The 14770-nt window shown below is 29.7% G+C and carries 10 protein-coding genes and 1 rRNA gene; 5 read left to right on the top strand and 6 right to left on the bottom strand.

Features of this window, described 5'->3' with window-relative positions; all coding sequences use genetic code 11:
* Positions 1 to 12: 12 nt before the first annotated feature.
* A complete protein-coding gene (locus tag SR62_RS00055; RefSeq protein ID WP_002869940.1) occupies positions 13 to 336 on the bottom strand; it encodes a hypothetical protein in 324 nt (107 codons plus the stop codon).
* Between the two features lie 134 nt (positions 337 to 470).
* Between SR62_RS00055 and typA the strand changes: the two genes are divergently transcribed.
* The 3 genes from typA to SR62_RS00040 all read left to right on the top strand — a co-directional run bounded on the left by typA (position 471) and on the right by SR62_RS00040 (position 4147).
* On the top strand, positions 471 to 2279 hold the full coding sequence (typA, locus tag SR62_RS00050) for a translational GTPase TypA (RefSeq protein ID WP_002799607.1): 1809 nt from the start codon (positions 471 to 473) through the stop codon (positions 2277 to 2279).
* Positions 2279 to 2926: a hypothetical protein gene (locus tag SR62_RS00045; protein WP_002851804.1), complete on the top strand. Its 648-nt coding sequence runs from the start codon at positions 2279 to 2281 to the stop codon at positions 2924 to 2926. Before typA ends, SR62_RS00045 begins: the two co-directional genes overlap by 1 nt.
* 177 nt (positions 2927 to 3103) lie before the next feature.
* On the top strand, positions 3104 to 4147 hold the full coding sequence (locus SR62_RS00040) for a c-type cytochrome (protein ID WP_002851947.1): 1044 nt from the start codon (positions 3104 to 3106) through the stop codon (positions 4145 to 4147).
* A gap of 23 nt (positions 4148 to 4170) precedes the next feature.
* Here the strand turns inward: SR62_RS00040 and SR62_RS00035 are convergent, their stop codons facing one another.
* Entirely contained in the window at positions 4171 to 5520 is a 1350-nt protein-coding gene (locus SR62_RS00035; protein WP_002888662.1) for a DUF2130 domain-containing protein, read from the bottom strand.
* A 102-nt stretch (positions 5521 to 5622) separates the two neighbouring features.
* Between SR62_RS00035 and SR62_RS00030 the strand changes: the two genes are divergently transcribed.
* On the top strand, positions 5623 to 6825 hold the full coding sequence (locus tag SR62_RS00030) for a multidrug effflux MFS transporter (RefSeq protein ID WP_147502213.1): 1203 nt from the start codon (positions 5623 to 5625) through the stop codon (positions 6823 to 6825).
* Positions 6822 to 7523, top strand: coding sequence for an SIMPL domain-containing protein (locus SR62_RS00025; protein WP_002866314.1), 702 nt, complete (start codon positions 6822 to 6824; stop codon positions 7521 to 7523). Before SR62_RS00030 ends, SR62_RS00025 begins: the two co-directional genes overlap by 4 nt.
* Before the next feature lie 29 nt (positions 7524 to 7552).
* On the opposite strand, the gene SR62_RS00020 is transcribed toward SR62_RS00025, so the two are convergent.
* The 4 genes from SR62_RS00020 to rrf form a co-directional block, all read right to left on the bottom strand.
* A complete protein-coding gene (locus tag SR62_RS00020; protein WP_002892147.1) occupies positions 7553 to 9322 on the bottom strand; it encodes a pentapeptide repeat-containing protein in 1770 nt (589 codons plus the stop codon).
* Positions 9323 to 9476: 154 nt separating this feature from the next.
* On the bottom strand, positions 9477 to 13094 hold the full coding sequence (locus tag SR62_RS00015) for a class I SAM-dependent DNA methyltransferase (protein WP_002892149.1): 3618 nt from the start codon (positions 13092 to 13094) through the stop codon (positions 9477 to 9479).
* Positions 13095 to 13140: 46 nt separating this feature from the next.
* Positions 13141 to 14544 (bottom strand): PD-(D/E)XK nuclease family protein, encoded by a 1404-nt coding sequence (locus SR62_RS00010; protein WP_002892151.1) that lies wholly within the window; start codon positions 14542 to 14544, stop codon positions 13141 to 13143.
* Between the two features lie 105 nt (positions 14545 to 14649).
* Positions 14650 to 14766, bottom strand: a 5S ribosomal RNA gene (rrf, locus tag SR62_RS00005).
* Positions 14767 to 14770: the final 4 nt, after the last annotated feature.

The raw sequence follows: 14770 nt of genomic DNA, 5'->3' as shown, positions 1-14770 counted from the left end.
CTTCAAAAAAAATTATTTTAAAAATTGATCTACCATTACATTAGGAAATTTTTCTTTCAAATAAGAATCTTCATATACTTTAATCATCTTATCTTCATTTAAAGCAATTAAAATATTTAAAAGCTCTTCTAAATTTTTAGCATTTAAAATTTTTTCTAAATTTTCTTCATTTTCTAAAATTTCTGTAAGCTCACTTGAAATTCTTGCCATTTTTTCATTTTTATCTGATCTAAAAGTTTCTAAAAGTTCTAAAACTTGAAGTAAAACTTCATTTTTTCTCTCAGCTAAATCGCTTTTAAATTCAATAAAAATCTCTTCATTTAATGGTTTTGACATTTTAACTTCCTTTTTAAAATTTTAATTTCACAAGTCTTTAAAGCAAGAAGTGTTCCAAGTTTTGATGCTTTATAGTTTAAGTTAAATTTTTGTATAATCTAAGCTTTTAAAAATTTAGCTTTGGAGAAGAAAATTTGGAAAACATTAGAAATATAGCAGTTATAGCTCACGTTGACCATGGTAAAACCACTATGGTAGATGAATTATTAAAACAATCAGGCACCTTTAGCGAAAGAGAACAAATTTCAGAACGCGTTATGGATAGCAACGATATAGAAAAAGAACGTGGCATTACCATACTTTCAAAAAACACAGCGATCAATTACAAAGGTACAAAAATCAACATCATAGATACTCCAGGGCATGCTGATTTTGGCGGAGAAGTAGAACGCGTTTTAAAAATGATTGATGGAGTTTTGCTTTTGGTGGATGCTCAAGAAGGCGTTATGCCACAAACTAAATTCGTGGTTAAAAAAGCTTTATCTTTAGGGCTTAAACCTATAGTTGTAATCAACAAAATCGACAAACCAGCTGCTGATCCTGAAAGAGTGATCAATGAAATTTTTGATCTTTTTGTAGCCCTAGATGCAAACGATGAGCAACTTGACTTTGCCATAGTTTATGCTGCAGCAAAAAATGGTTATGCTAAGCTTGATCTAAACGATGAAAGTGATAATATGGAGCCACTTTTTAAAACCATACTTGAACGCGTTCCAGCACCAAGTGGCACAAATGACAATCCTTTACAACTTCAAGTTTTCACTTTAGGGTATGATAATTTTGTAGGTAAAATAGGCATTGCTAGAATTTTCAATGGGGTTGTGAAGAAAAACCAAAGCGTAATGCTTGCAAAAGCTGATGGCACCAAAGTAAATGGTAGAATTTCAAAACTCATTGGCTTTATGGGCTTAGAAAAAATGGATATTGAAGAAGCAGGAAGTGGAGATATCGTAGCTATAGCAGGTTTTGAAGCTTTAGATGTGGGTGATAGCGTTGTAGATCCAAACAATCCTATGCCACTTGATCCTTTACACATTGAAGAGCCGACTTTAAGCATAGTATTTTCTGTAAATGATGGACCATTAGCAGGAACTGAAGGAAAACATGTAACTTCAAATAAAATCGCTGAACGCTTAGAAGCTGAAATGAAAACTAATATCGCTATGAAATACGAAAGCACAGGCGAAGGCAAATTTAAAGTAAGCGGTAGGGGCGAACTTCAAATCACTATTTTAGCTGAAAATATGCGTCGTGAAGGTTTTGAGTTTTGTATGGGAAGACCTGAAGTTATCGTAAAGGTTGAAGATGGAGTTAAAACAGAACCTTTTGAACATTTAGTTATCGATGTGCCTGAAGAATTTAGCGGTGCGGTAATAGAAAAACTTGGCAAAAGAAAAGCTGAAATGAAAACCATGGCACCAACGGGCGATGGACAAACAAGGCTTGAGTTTGAAATTCCAGCACGCGGACTTATAGGTTTTAGAAGTCAGTTTTTAACTGATACCAAAGGCGAAGGCGTGATGAATCATAGCTTTTTAGAATTCCGTCCTTTTAGCGGTGCGGTTGAAAAGCGTAATAATGGAGCGTTAATTTCTATGGAAAATGGCGTGGCTTTAGGGTATTCTTTGTTTAACCTTCAAGAGCGTGGAGTACTTTTCATAGAGCCTCAAACTAAAGTTTATACCGGTATGATTATAGGTGAGCACTCTCGTCCAAATGATTTAGATGTTAATCCTATCAAAGGAAAGAATCTTACCAATGTAAGAGCAAGTGGAAGCGATGATGCAATCAAACTTGTGCCACCTAGAAAATTAAGTCTTGAAAGAGCTTTAGAGTGGATAGAAGAAGATGAACTTGTAGAAGTTACACCTGTAAATGTGCGTGTTCGCAAACGCTATCTTGACCCAACTCAAAGAAAAAGAATGGAAAAAGCAAAATCTTAATGGATTTAAAAAGCTTAGAAAATAATAGACTTTATATACTTAAACGCTTAGGAATCTTAAAATTCCTAAGCATTATCGAAGCCTTACTTGTAGGTTTTTTAGCCTTTGTTTTTATAAGAGATGCCTTAATCGCAGTAATTTTAGCTGTTTTTGTGGGTGTTTTTTTCTTTCGTTTTACAGCCAAAAAACTAAAACTCGCACAAAAAGAATTACAAATTAATGCTTTAAATTTGTTTTTGCGTCGTTTTGGGGCGAAATTTAAAAAGCAAAGTTTAAGTCAAAAAGACTTTTTAAAACTAGGACTTACAAAGGATTTGAAAGAATTTAAAAGTCAAAACTGCTTTGAATTTAAGGATTTTAAAATTTATGATATTCAGTTTTTAGACGAAAACAAACGCTTTTTTTGCGGAATTTTGCTCGAAATTTCAAAAGCAAACAAAAATCCTAGCTTTGAAAACGAAGAACAAATTTATATCAAACTTACAGATAAAAATTTCACTTTAAATCATATCTTTTCTAAAGAAAATCATTATCTTATCACTACTTTAAGCAATCCTTTTTTTATAGATATAAAAAAAGATTTTGAAAACAATTTCAAAAATTTAGAAGAAAATCTAAATTCTATAAAAAATAAATTATTTAAATAATTAATATAAAGTTAATATTATAAAATTTTAATAAATATTAATTATATACTTTAAAAATATATTACTTTTAGTAACACTTTAAAATTTAATTTTATTTAAATTATTCTTATTATGCTTAATATTTAAGAAAAAATACACTAAAATCAATTTGAACTGCAAATAAAAAGGAGGAAAATCATGAAAAAAAACATTTTATTGCTTGGCTTATGTCTTAGTTTGAGTCTTAGTGCTAAAAGCGTGAGTGATTACAAAGTAGGAGAAGAATTAAGCGACAAGGAAGGAGTAGAGTATTTTAAGGAACTTTCCAAAAGACCTGTGCAAGAATGGCCAAATAAAAATTTAAGCATCAATGATGTTCCAAAAGGCAAGCAAGGGGATTTAATCCGTTATGGCATAGAGCTTTTAAGCAAGACAGAAAGTACTCTAGGACCCTATAGCAAGCTAAAAAAGACAAGCAACGAAGTAAATTGTATTTCCTGTCACATGGACAATGACGGCAATGGTTTGCCAGGGACAAAAAAATATGTTATTCCATTTTTAAATATCCTAAACAATTATCCAAGACTTGACATAGAAACGATGAAAATCATCTCTGTTGAAGATAGAATTCGCGGAATGGGCGGAACTGACTCTCATAGATTTCCTAATGATTCTAAAGAAATGAAAGCAATTTTAGCTTATTTTAAATGGCTAAAAGAAGCTTATGGTATCAAAGACGGCGTAAAGCTTGAAGGAGATTTTTTTGCTAAGATGAATTTTCCAAATCGCCCAGCTGACCCTGTGCGTGGGAAAAAGCTCTTTGAAGAAAATTGCGTTGCTTGTCATGGCGAAAGAGGACTTGGGGTAAAAAATGATAATTACGAACAAGGTAGCGGACATTTATATCCATCTTTACTTATCTATCCTGATGGTGGACACATGGCTATGATACCATTTTTAGCAAGATTTTTAAAATCAGCCATGCCTTTTGGTGCGAGTGCAGATAATCCTATATTAAGCGATGAAGATGCACTGGATATAGCAGCTTATGTCAATACAGGTTTTGTAAGAATGCCTATAACCACTACAGAAAATCGTGCAGGACTTGATACAGCTTATAGCAAATCCCCATCATTAAAACCTGAGTATTTTGCTTCACCACAACAAAATTTAGACCCTAAAGAATACATAAAAGTAAAATACGGACCTTGGAAAAATCCAAATCACTTCCCAGGAGAATGATTAATTTTGGGCTTAGCCCAAAATTAATCCTCATCTTTGGCTAAATTTTCAAGACTTTTAATCCCTTCTTCGCCTATCAAATTTCCACTTTGTAAGTCGCTAAATATCGCATTTAAAGAACTCACTATGGCAGTGGAATTAAAACTTAGATTTTCTATAGCTCTTTCTCTTTTTTTCCATATATTTTGCAAAGCCCTTTTTTCAGCTTCTAACTCTTCTTTCATATTTTGGTAAGTTTTGAGTATAAAAGTGATTTGCGTGTTAAATTCCTTAGAATTTAAGTATTCGTATAAAATGTGATTTTTTTCATCTTTGTTTTGCAGGGCATTTTTGAGTTTATAAGCGTTTATAATGCTTTCTCTAAGCACTGCTAAAACACCTTTGAATTCATTAAAAGTACAAATCAAAATTCCTTCTTTAAAATGCGTTTTTTCTTTATCTTTTGGCATAGTTTTTGTGATCAAAACTGCTATATCACTTTTTGCGGCTATACTGTCTAGTTTAAGTTTATCAAGCCATTCTTTATTAAATTCTTTAGTGCGTTTGCTCTCATACAAAATACTTCCACAAATATTTCCAAAATTATCCTTTACTATATGCAGACAATCAGCTCCATTTACGCCTTTTGGCACTTCTTTTACTTCATCGCTTAAATACTCACTTTGTATGTATTCTTCTATGAGTAGTTCGGCTGCTTCGCCTTGGAGTTGCTGTGAGCCTTGCTCTATCCTGCGTTGTGCGTCTTCTAACTTTTGGGCTACACTTTTAAAATTCGTTTCTAGTTCTTTGTATTTAAGATCTTGCTCTTGAGTGCTTTTTTGAAATTCAAGACGCATTTTTTCTCTTTCAAATTCCAAATTTTTGCTTTCTTGTTCTTTAAATTCTTTAAAAGCCTCTTCTTTGGCTTGAAATTTCAATCTTTCTTCATTTTCTTTTTGCTCTCTTTTTAGCCTTTCATTTTCAGCCTTTATGCTTAAAAACTCGCTAAGTTCTTTGCTTTTTTTCTCGAGTTCTTCTTGCATGATTTTCATTTCATTTTCATGCTCTTTGTTAAATTTCTCGCTGAATTCTTTTTGGAAATTTTGCTTTTGTGTGAGAAGTTCTTGTTCAAATTTTTGCTTTTCTAAAAGAAGCTTTTGGCTTACTTGCTCGTTTATGAGTTTTTCTTGTTCTATCTTTTGAGTTTTTAAATCATTTAAAGCTTTGGTATATTCAGCTCTTTTAGCATTTACCTCATCATCAAATTCTTTTTTTTGTTTTAGCATTTCTTGCTTGGCTTTATCTAAAATTTGAACATATAAAGCAGTGCTAATATCGATAAAACTTCCACAACTTGGGCATTTGATTTGTTCATTTTGGTTTAAATTTTGCATAAAATTTCCTTAGAATTTTTCCCTAAATTTAACATAGAAAAACAAAGATTATTCTAAGATTGACTTGTTAAAATCATTCTTTTAGAATAATTAGGATTACAAATGCAAAAACACACCAAAATTCACGGCTTTACTAAATTTAAACTCATCGTTATCCTTGCTTTGATGTCAAGCATAGCACCACTTTCTACAGATATGTATTTGCCTGCACTTTCTCATGTGGAGCAAAGTTTTCAAACTAATTCTTTTTTAACCCAACTTAGTATCGCAAGTTTTTTTATCGCTTTTGCTTTAGGACAGCTTATATATGGGCCTTTAAGTGATATTTTTGGGCGTAAAATTCCAGCTTTGGTGGGGATATTTTTCTTCATCGTTTCGAGTTTGTTTTGTGTGATTATCGATGATATTTATGCTTTTATCGCTTTGAGATTTTTTGAAGCACTTGGGGGTTGTGCAGGTGTGGTTATCGCAAGGGCTATTATCAATGACTTGTTTGAGATCAAAGAAGCTGCAGGGATTTTTGCTTTGATGATGGTTTTTAGTTCTCTTGCTCCTATGCTTTCGCCAACTTTTGGGGGAATTTTGCTAGAGTATTTTTCATGGCATAGTATTTTTGCGACTTTGTTTGCTTTAGGAATTTTACTTTTTTTGATGATACTTTTTGGTTTAAAAGAGTCCGCACCTCATCTTAAAAACAAAAAATTTTCCCATCATGAAGCGATGAAAAGCTACAAATTTGTTTTAAGCGATAAACGCTTTTTAGTTTATATACTATGTGCTTCTTTTGCTTTGGCGGCGATGTTTGCTTATATCACAGGATCAAGCTTTGTTTTTACGCAGTTTTTTAGCTTAAGTGAGCAAAAATTTGCTTTGCTTTTTGGGGCAAATGCTTTAGGTTTTGTCATCTGTGCAAATATCAATGCGAGATTGGTTTTAAAATACGAAAGCGAAAAAATTTTGGCAAAAGCTTTGATGATAATGTTTATATCGACCGTGATTTTACTTGTAAATGCCTTTTTTCATCCAAATTTCCTGCTTTTTGAACTTAGTATTTTTACAAGTATCGCTATGCTTGGTTTCATCACACCTAATACCACGACTTTAGCCATGGCAAGGTTTAAAGAACATAGCGGAACTGCTTCTGCGGTGCTTGGAACGGTGCAATTTGGTTTTGCAGGTTTTATCTCCTTCGTGGTTGGGGCTATTAACGCAAATACGCCGATAATCCTTGCTTTTGTAATGTGTGCTTGCGTATTGGTTGCAAATATGATATATTTTCTAATCAAAATAAAGGAGAAAAAATGAAAACAAATAATATCTTTATGGCTTTAGCCATAGTTTTAGCAAGTTTGATTCTAGCTTTTGGATTTAACAAGGCTTTAAGCGATTTTAAAACACTTGAAAGAAGTGTAAGCGTAAAGGGTTTAAGCCAAAAAGAAGTCGAAGCGGATACTTTGATACTTCCTATAAAATTCACAAGATCAAATAACAATCTTACAAATTTATACGAAGAACTAGAGCAAGATAAAGAAAATATCATCAAATTTTTAGAAAAACAAGGCATAAAAGAAGATGAGATCAGCTACAACTCGCCAAATATCATAGATCGTTTAAGCGATCCTTATAGCAACGACACTCAAGCTGCATACCGATACATAGGCACTGCGAATTTACTCATCTATACTCAAAATGTAAAGCTTGGAAAAAGCATACTAGAAAACATTTCAAGTCTTGCAAAATTTGGTATAGTAACAAAAATCGATGATTATGATATAGAATACCTTTACACCAAGCTAAATGATATAAAACCACAAATGATAGAAGAAGCAACGCTCAATGCTAGAAATGCAGCGATAAAATTCGCACAAGACTCAAACAGCCATCTAGGCAAGATAAAAAAGGCTTCTCAAGGACAATTTAGCATTAGCAACAGAGATAAAAACACCCCTTATATCAAAACCATAAGAGTGGTTTCTACTATAGAATACTACTTAAAAGACTGATGATAAAATTTCAAGCTAAGCTTTAAGGCTTAGCTTGGCACTATGGAATTTTTTCGTGCGGTCTTTTGGAGTGAGAAAAGAACTAAAGCTAAAAGTATGGTATATAGTATGTTTAGCACTATTAAGCTTGGATAATTAAAAAATTTATCAGATTCGTTTGCGATTTTTCCTATTAAAGGGTGAATTACATTAGGTTGTTTTATGAGCATTATAATAAATACTATATATGAAAAGATAAGCACCACATATCTACCAAAAAACAAAGATTTGGTATAAACTAAACAAATATATAAACTAACAAACAAAGTATTTATAAGTAATGAATATCCAAAGTCTTTACCTAAATTTAAAAAAAATCCAGATAATGAAAATAACACATAAAAAACACAAGGGATAAAGGATGCAAACAATAAGCTTTTAATCAAATTCAAAAAATCACCAATGATATATATAAAATTTATGTTTTGTTTTTTTGAAACATTGTTTTTCTTTTCATATGAATCTAATTTACAAACAAAAAAACCACATCCAAAAACTACAAAAATAGTGCTTATGATATCAAAATAAAGCCTAAATTTATCAAAAAATCCAAATAAAGTTAAAATCGCTCTTGTATCTTCTAGTTTATCATCGTGAAGCCAAGTAAAACCAAAAACAAACAAAGCATACAAAGCAATTAATAATATAAGATTATTAAAAACCTTTAAAAAGTCTGTATGATGATCACAAAGCTTTCTATAAAATCCTAAAAGTAAAAAATCCATAAAATCCCGAATTCTCGAAACATTTTTTTCTAAATCTGTCGTATTTTTTACATTCTCACCCCTTTTATCCCAATTTTGTTTTAGCTCTATCTCTTTACAATAAAGCTCGTATTTATGAAAATTTGAAGCGTCTAAAAGATTATTATCTTTTATCAAGGCATTTTTAAAAGTCCTAAAAGAATCTCTAAAATCATTTGCAAATTTATCTAAAGATTTTTTGTTTTCTATATTTTTATTAAAATCTTCATATTCTTGTTTGATTCTCTCTTGTAAATCATCAAAAGTAAAATTTAGATTCGCATTTACAGCATTTAAATTTCCTCTGAAAATCGCTTGAGAAAAATTTGGAGTTTTATTAAATCTCACCCCATAAAAACTAGCTGTTTTTTCAAATTCACAAGTGTGAAAATTAGCGTAATTTTTAAAAATAGAATTATTGAAATAAACATTATCGTTAAATTTCCCTTTGATGGTAACCCTATCTTCAAATACACAATTATCCATTTGAAAAATATCTAAGCATTCTTGAAAATGTAAATAAATTTCTTTTTTAAAATTACAATTTAAAAAAGAAAGTTTTTTGATTTGTTCTATGGGTGTTTTCTTATCTATTTTATAATCAAATATACAATGATTAAATATTAAAGGATAGGTTTTAAACAAATACAATAAATCATCATAAGAGCATTGTATTATTCTTTGCTCTTCGATAGCAGTTTTATTTTGATTGTGTTCGTAAGGTTCTATTTTAGGAGCAAAATTAATGTAAAATACATTATCGACAAAACAACAAAAATCTAATTTTAAAATTTGTTTTATTTCTTCTTTTCCTAAAGATACATAAACTTTTTGCGGAATACTCGATAATATTTCTTCTAAATTTTTTGGGTATTTAAAATTTCCTTTTATATTTCCAATAATATCTTGTATAATTTTGTTAATTGATTCAGGTTTTAAAAAAGTATCAGCTTTTTTAATTTCTTTTTTAATTTCTTCTTCTATGATTTGTCTTTGTTCTTTTGTTAGTTCTTCCATTATTTCCCTTCTATGATTTTTATATCTTCTTCGGTTAAGTTATAGAGTTTATAAACCAAAGAATTGATTTTATTTTCTAACTCTTGGGTATTTGCGTTTTTGTCTTGTTCTTTGGCTTTTAAAATTTCATCGACTAAATTTATAAGCTCATCGGCTATTTTTTGATTTTAGAATTTATTTTTAGTATAGGAAACTTTTCTACATATTGATTTGATAATAAAAAGCCTTTGTCAGAATACAAATGTCCTATATTTTTAAAATAATAAAATATCAAACTAGAATTTAAAAACCCTAAAAGATACTTGAGTTCATTTTTAGAATTTGCCACCATAAAAGCCATAGAATCTAATAAAATATATTCTTTTTCTAAAATAAAACTTGGCTCTTGTGTTATTCTTTGCCAACCTATCTTTTCCCTTTCAAATTCTTGATAATAATTTGCTCCCCATCTTTGCAAACAATACCATTCATAGCGAATTCCTGTTTCTTCTTTATTTCTTTTAGATAATCTTTCTTTATGAGATAACAAGTGCTTATATAAGCTCGGATATTGTTCTTTTAAATCTTGTTCATTTTCTAGCATTGTCTTTGGTTTTTCAACATTTGGAAAATGCCAAGGTATAAATATCACCCAAAGTCCCGCCCACTCGTAACTATATCTTTTTATATCGCGTCCGCGTAGCATTTTGCGTATGAGTTTGGCGGTGCGTTCTTTTTCGGCTTCATCTTTGCAATTTGCTAAAATTTCATTTCTTTTTTCAGTAGTGATGATAAAGGCTTCATTATAGCCTGTTAAAATTCCACGATATATATTAAGTCCTTGCCATTCTTTAAGTGGAGTTCCTATGCGTTCTATCTTAGCCTTTAAGGCACTAGTATTCTCATCGCTAAAAGTGAAGCTTTCTTTGCTTAAAGAATTTTGCGAAAATTCTGCAAAGTCCTTATATAAGCCAATGTCATAAGCACAAGTTTTTAAAATTTCATTGCTTAGGGCAAGGTATTTGAATTTATTATCTTTGCTTTTTGATTTTTCAAAACAAAGTATGGAAGTATCTACTGTAGCACTATCAAAAACTTTTATGCCGTTTAAATCAGTGTATTCTAAAAACTTAACATTTTTAAGCAAAAATTCACGCAAAGCTTCCCCATATCCTGCACGCGTGTATTTGTTAGAAGTGATATAGCTCAATACCCCTCCCCTATCTTTTAAAACATTAAATCCTAGTTCATAAAAATAAGTATAAATATCGCTCGTGCCTTTATAAACCTTATAATTTTTAGCTAAATGGGGCTTGAGTTCTTTAAGCTCCTCTTGTCTTATATAAGGTGGATTGCCGATGATGAGATCAAAGCCTTTGAAATTTCCATCATCGTCCAAAATTTCAGGGAATTCAAAACGCCATTCAAAAGGATGATTGCTTTCTAGGTTGAAGATATTGTCGTATTCTTTTTTAAGATTTGCAAATTCTTTTGTGGCTTCTTTTTCATCAAAGTCAAAAAGAGTCAAATTCGCACTAACAAAGAATTTCAAATTTTCATCATCTACGGCTAAGAAATTTCCGTATTTTTTAGAGTATTTTTCACATTTATCATTAAAGCTTTTCATTTCTTTTTTAAATTTATCTGCAAAGCAGAAATTTTTAAAAGAAATTTTGAGATTTTTTATCTCTTGGTTGATGTGGCTTTTATCTGTGTAAAAGCCTTCTTTATAGTCTTTTACTATGCGTTTGTATTTGCCCATACGTTCTTTGATGTTAGGATAGTGGTTTAGGCTTTTGCCTGTTTCAAAGTAAGATACTAAAGAATTTCCGCATTTTATGTTTATATCGATGTTTGGCAATGTTTTAAGATCGTGATAATTCTCATCATCAAAGCTTTGATAAAAACTATGTTTTAAAAGCTCTATCCAAAGCCTTAGCTTGGTGATCTCGCATGAGTTAGGGTTGATATCGACTCCAAAAAGGTTGTTTTCTATGATGTCTTTTTTGGTATGAAAAAGTTCTTGCTGGATAAGATGGGCTTTATCTTTAGGCGTACTTGGGCGTTTATACTCTATAAACTCGCCTTTTCTACCTGTGATGAGAATTTCATCGTTTTGCACTTCTAGATAAAATTCTTCATCAAAAAGATTTAGCTCATCATAAATGCTTAACATAACATTTAAAGCAGAAACCAAAAAATGCCCACTTCCCACCGCAGGATCGCAAATTTTTATAGAGTTTAAAAGCTCTTTTTGTGCTTTTTTATCTTCTTTTCTTAAAGATCTTCTTAACTCGCTTATATCTTTAGCATCAAGATCAAATTGAGCGTTGAATTTATCAAGCACAACTTTTGTGATGCTTTCTTTGCACATATAAGAAGTGATAAAGCTTGGCGTGTAAAAACTTCCTTCTTTGTAGCCATTGAGTTTTTCAAACACATTTCCTAAAACACTTGAACTTATGAGTTCTTTTTGGCTTAAAATTTCGCTTTGCTCATCATCACTACCAAAATCAAAGCTATCCAAAAATTCAAACAAGTATTCTAAAAGCCCCACTTGTCCTTTTTTAGCCTTGCATTTATCATCTTTTAGCACGGTGTTTTTATAGTAAAAAAGCTTTAAATCATTGCTTAAGCTTGAAATTTCAAGTGTGTTTTCTATGCTTTGTTTTTCAAACAAAGAAGAATTTAAATAAGGCAGATAAGCAAATTCGCTTTTCTTTCTCGTGCTTTTTTCTTTGGCTAAAACTTCAAAGAAAAGTTCGCTAAGCTTGTCAAAATCAGGGATTTTTTTGAAATTTAAAAATTTCAAATTTTTATCATCATTAAAACGCACCAAATTTGACTCTATAAGCTTTAAAAACAAAATGCGATTAAGCCATAAGATCAAAAGTTTTAAGATGGTTTCAAAATTTTCTTCTTTGAGCTTAGAGTTTATAGCGGTGTAGAAAGTGCCTTGCTCTTCTTTGCTTTCTTCACTTTTTGCGATGATGAGTTTTGAGTTTTGTTTGCTCTCACAAAGCCCTAAGATATATAAAAGCTCTTTGTAAAAAGCGTTGTTGAGTGAATTTGCATCGTTGGGGTTAAACTCACTTAGCAAAAAGTCTCTATGAAAAGTTTTATAAATACTTGCTAGGTTTTTAAAATTTGATTTTTGTTTGTCTTTTAAAAACGTCAAGTCAATCAAAAAGCCTTTTAAGTTTTCTTTGGAATTTTCTATGAGTTTGGCTACTTCTTTATAGAATTCTTCAGTATTGCCTTTGAAAAGTGAATTTGGATTACAAAATTCTTCAAAAAGTTTTTTAAAACTTGGATTTTTATAAAAAAGCTCTTCAAACTCACTAATTTTAAAAATGTAAAATTTATAAAAATCTGTGATGATAATAAATTTTAAGCTAAAACTATACTCTCTATTTCTAAAATAATATAAAATAGTCTCGTGTAAGGCTTTAGAATTTACCTTTGTATGAGTGATAAATTCTTTTGAATTTGGCTTTTTAGCCTCAATAAGAACTTCTAAGTCTTTACTAAACTCATCTTTAGAGATGGATAAGTCAATCTCACTTTTGCCTTTTTGCTTGGTTTTGATGTGGGTTTTGAAATTTAACATGGTTAAAAATGGACTAAGTGCATTAGCTACAAGATAATCTTCATTTTCACTTTGCGAACTTTCAAGTCTTTCTAAATACTGCATTAAAGCCTTGCTAAATATATCAAATTCATTTTGCATGATTTGCTTTTTGCGGTAGTATGGGTTGAAAAAATCTTTTTCATTTAGCAAAGTGAAATGCATTTTTAACCTTTATAAAAAATATTTTGTATTTTATCAAATTTTACTTTTATATAAAATTTTTTAAGAATTTATTAATACCTTTATATGCTTCCTGTATAGGTTTTTTAATAAAAAAATCATTTAAAATTTGAATAAAATCTTTTTTAGAATTTTGATTTTCAATCAACCAATAAATAAAAGCGTATTCTCCTTCTAATTTTTCATTGTTTATTAATTTATCACAATAATAGTGATTTTGATATTTTCTAACATTTTCTTCTTTTACATCTTTAAATAATTTTAAACATTCTTTATATTTTTCATTTTCTATATCTTCTTCATCATCATTTGAAATTTCAAATGTCAAACCAATAATATCATAGTATTTTTTTTTAAAATAAATATATATACATGGATATATGCTTTCATTCTTATAATCAACAGGATAAAATATAAATACACCATGATTAACACGATTTTCTTCTATTTTATTGCCGATAAAAGTTATATCACCTATTTTAATTTCCTTGTGTTCAAAACTATCAAAAAATTCTTCTATTATATATTCGCAGATGTTGCTCCATTTATGCTGAATAATATCTTTAGCTTTTTTATATTTTTCTTCATTTAAATTTTTAAGCTCTGATTTGTTTTTGTTATATCTATATAAAATCATCGCATTTTTTAAATTTTGCATTTTTATAATGTCTTGAAAAATAAATTCCAATACATCATCTCTTTGAGTATACTCATCTGTCATATACCATTGTAAAATACTTTTGTATTGATTTAAAGTAAAAATAATGTTTTGTATATCAAGAATAAATTTTTGATCTTTGGTTGATTTTTCTTCATATATTTTTATACACTCATCAATCCATTCCTTAATCCATATATAATCCATCTTCAAATAATAGCTAACATTATTTTCATTTTTATCTTTAATCAAATTTGTCTTTATTGTAAAATTTCCCAAACTATAATCACTAGGACTAGCACACTCATCTTGATGCAAATATATAGTCAATATGTTTTTATAACAATCTTTTATATTTTTGATATTTTTTCTTACAAAATTAATATAATCTTTCAATTGATTTTTTTGATCTTTTGCATAAATTTTATTTTCTATTATAATATATCTTTTATCACTTAATGTTATTAAAATATCTATCCTTCTATTATCTTTTATGCAGGCTTCTGTTTCTACGCTTTTTATATCTTCTATGTTTAAATTTTCAAATTTCGTATTTACTAAACTCTTGCCAAGTTTTTCTAAAAATACCTTTGCAAAATTTTTTTGATAATGATCCTTATTTATATCAATTAAATAAGCTATAAATTTAGAATGATAATTTTCTTTTGTTTCAATATTCAAAGCATCAAATATATTTATATCACTCAAACCATTATTCACATCTTTTTCAAATTTAATATCTTCTTCAAGCAATCTTTCAATAAATTTTTCCATATATCACTTTCCAAATTTTATACAATCTTACATGTAAATAAATTTTTAATTACAAACTAAAAAAACTGATTATTAATTTTATAGGCAAGTTAAGTAGAATTAACAAGTCCGCAATGAGCTACTTTCCCCCTGCCAGTAAGGCGTAGTATCATCACCCACGATGTGCTTAGCTTCTTGGTTCGGGATGGAGCAAGGCGTTTCCACATCTGTATAATCACGGACATTG

This window comes from Campylobacter sp. 2014D-0258, from assembly GCF_008000495.1.
GTDB classification, from domain to species: domain Bacteria; phylum Campylobacterota; class Campylobacteria; order Campylobacterales; family Campylobacteraceae; genus Campylobacter_D; species Campylobacter_D jejuni.
The sequence above is the reverse complement of the archived record's forward strand: the minus strand, read 5'-3'. Positions and strand labels throughout refer to the sequence as shown.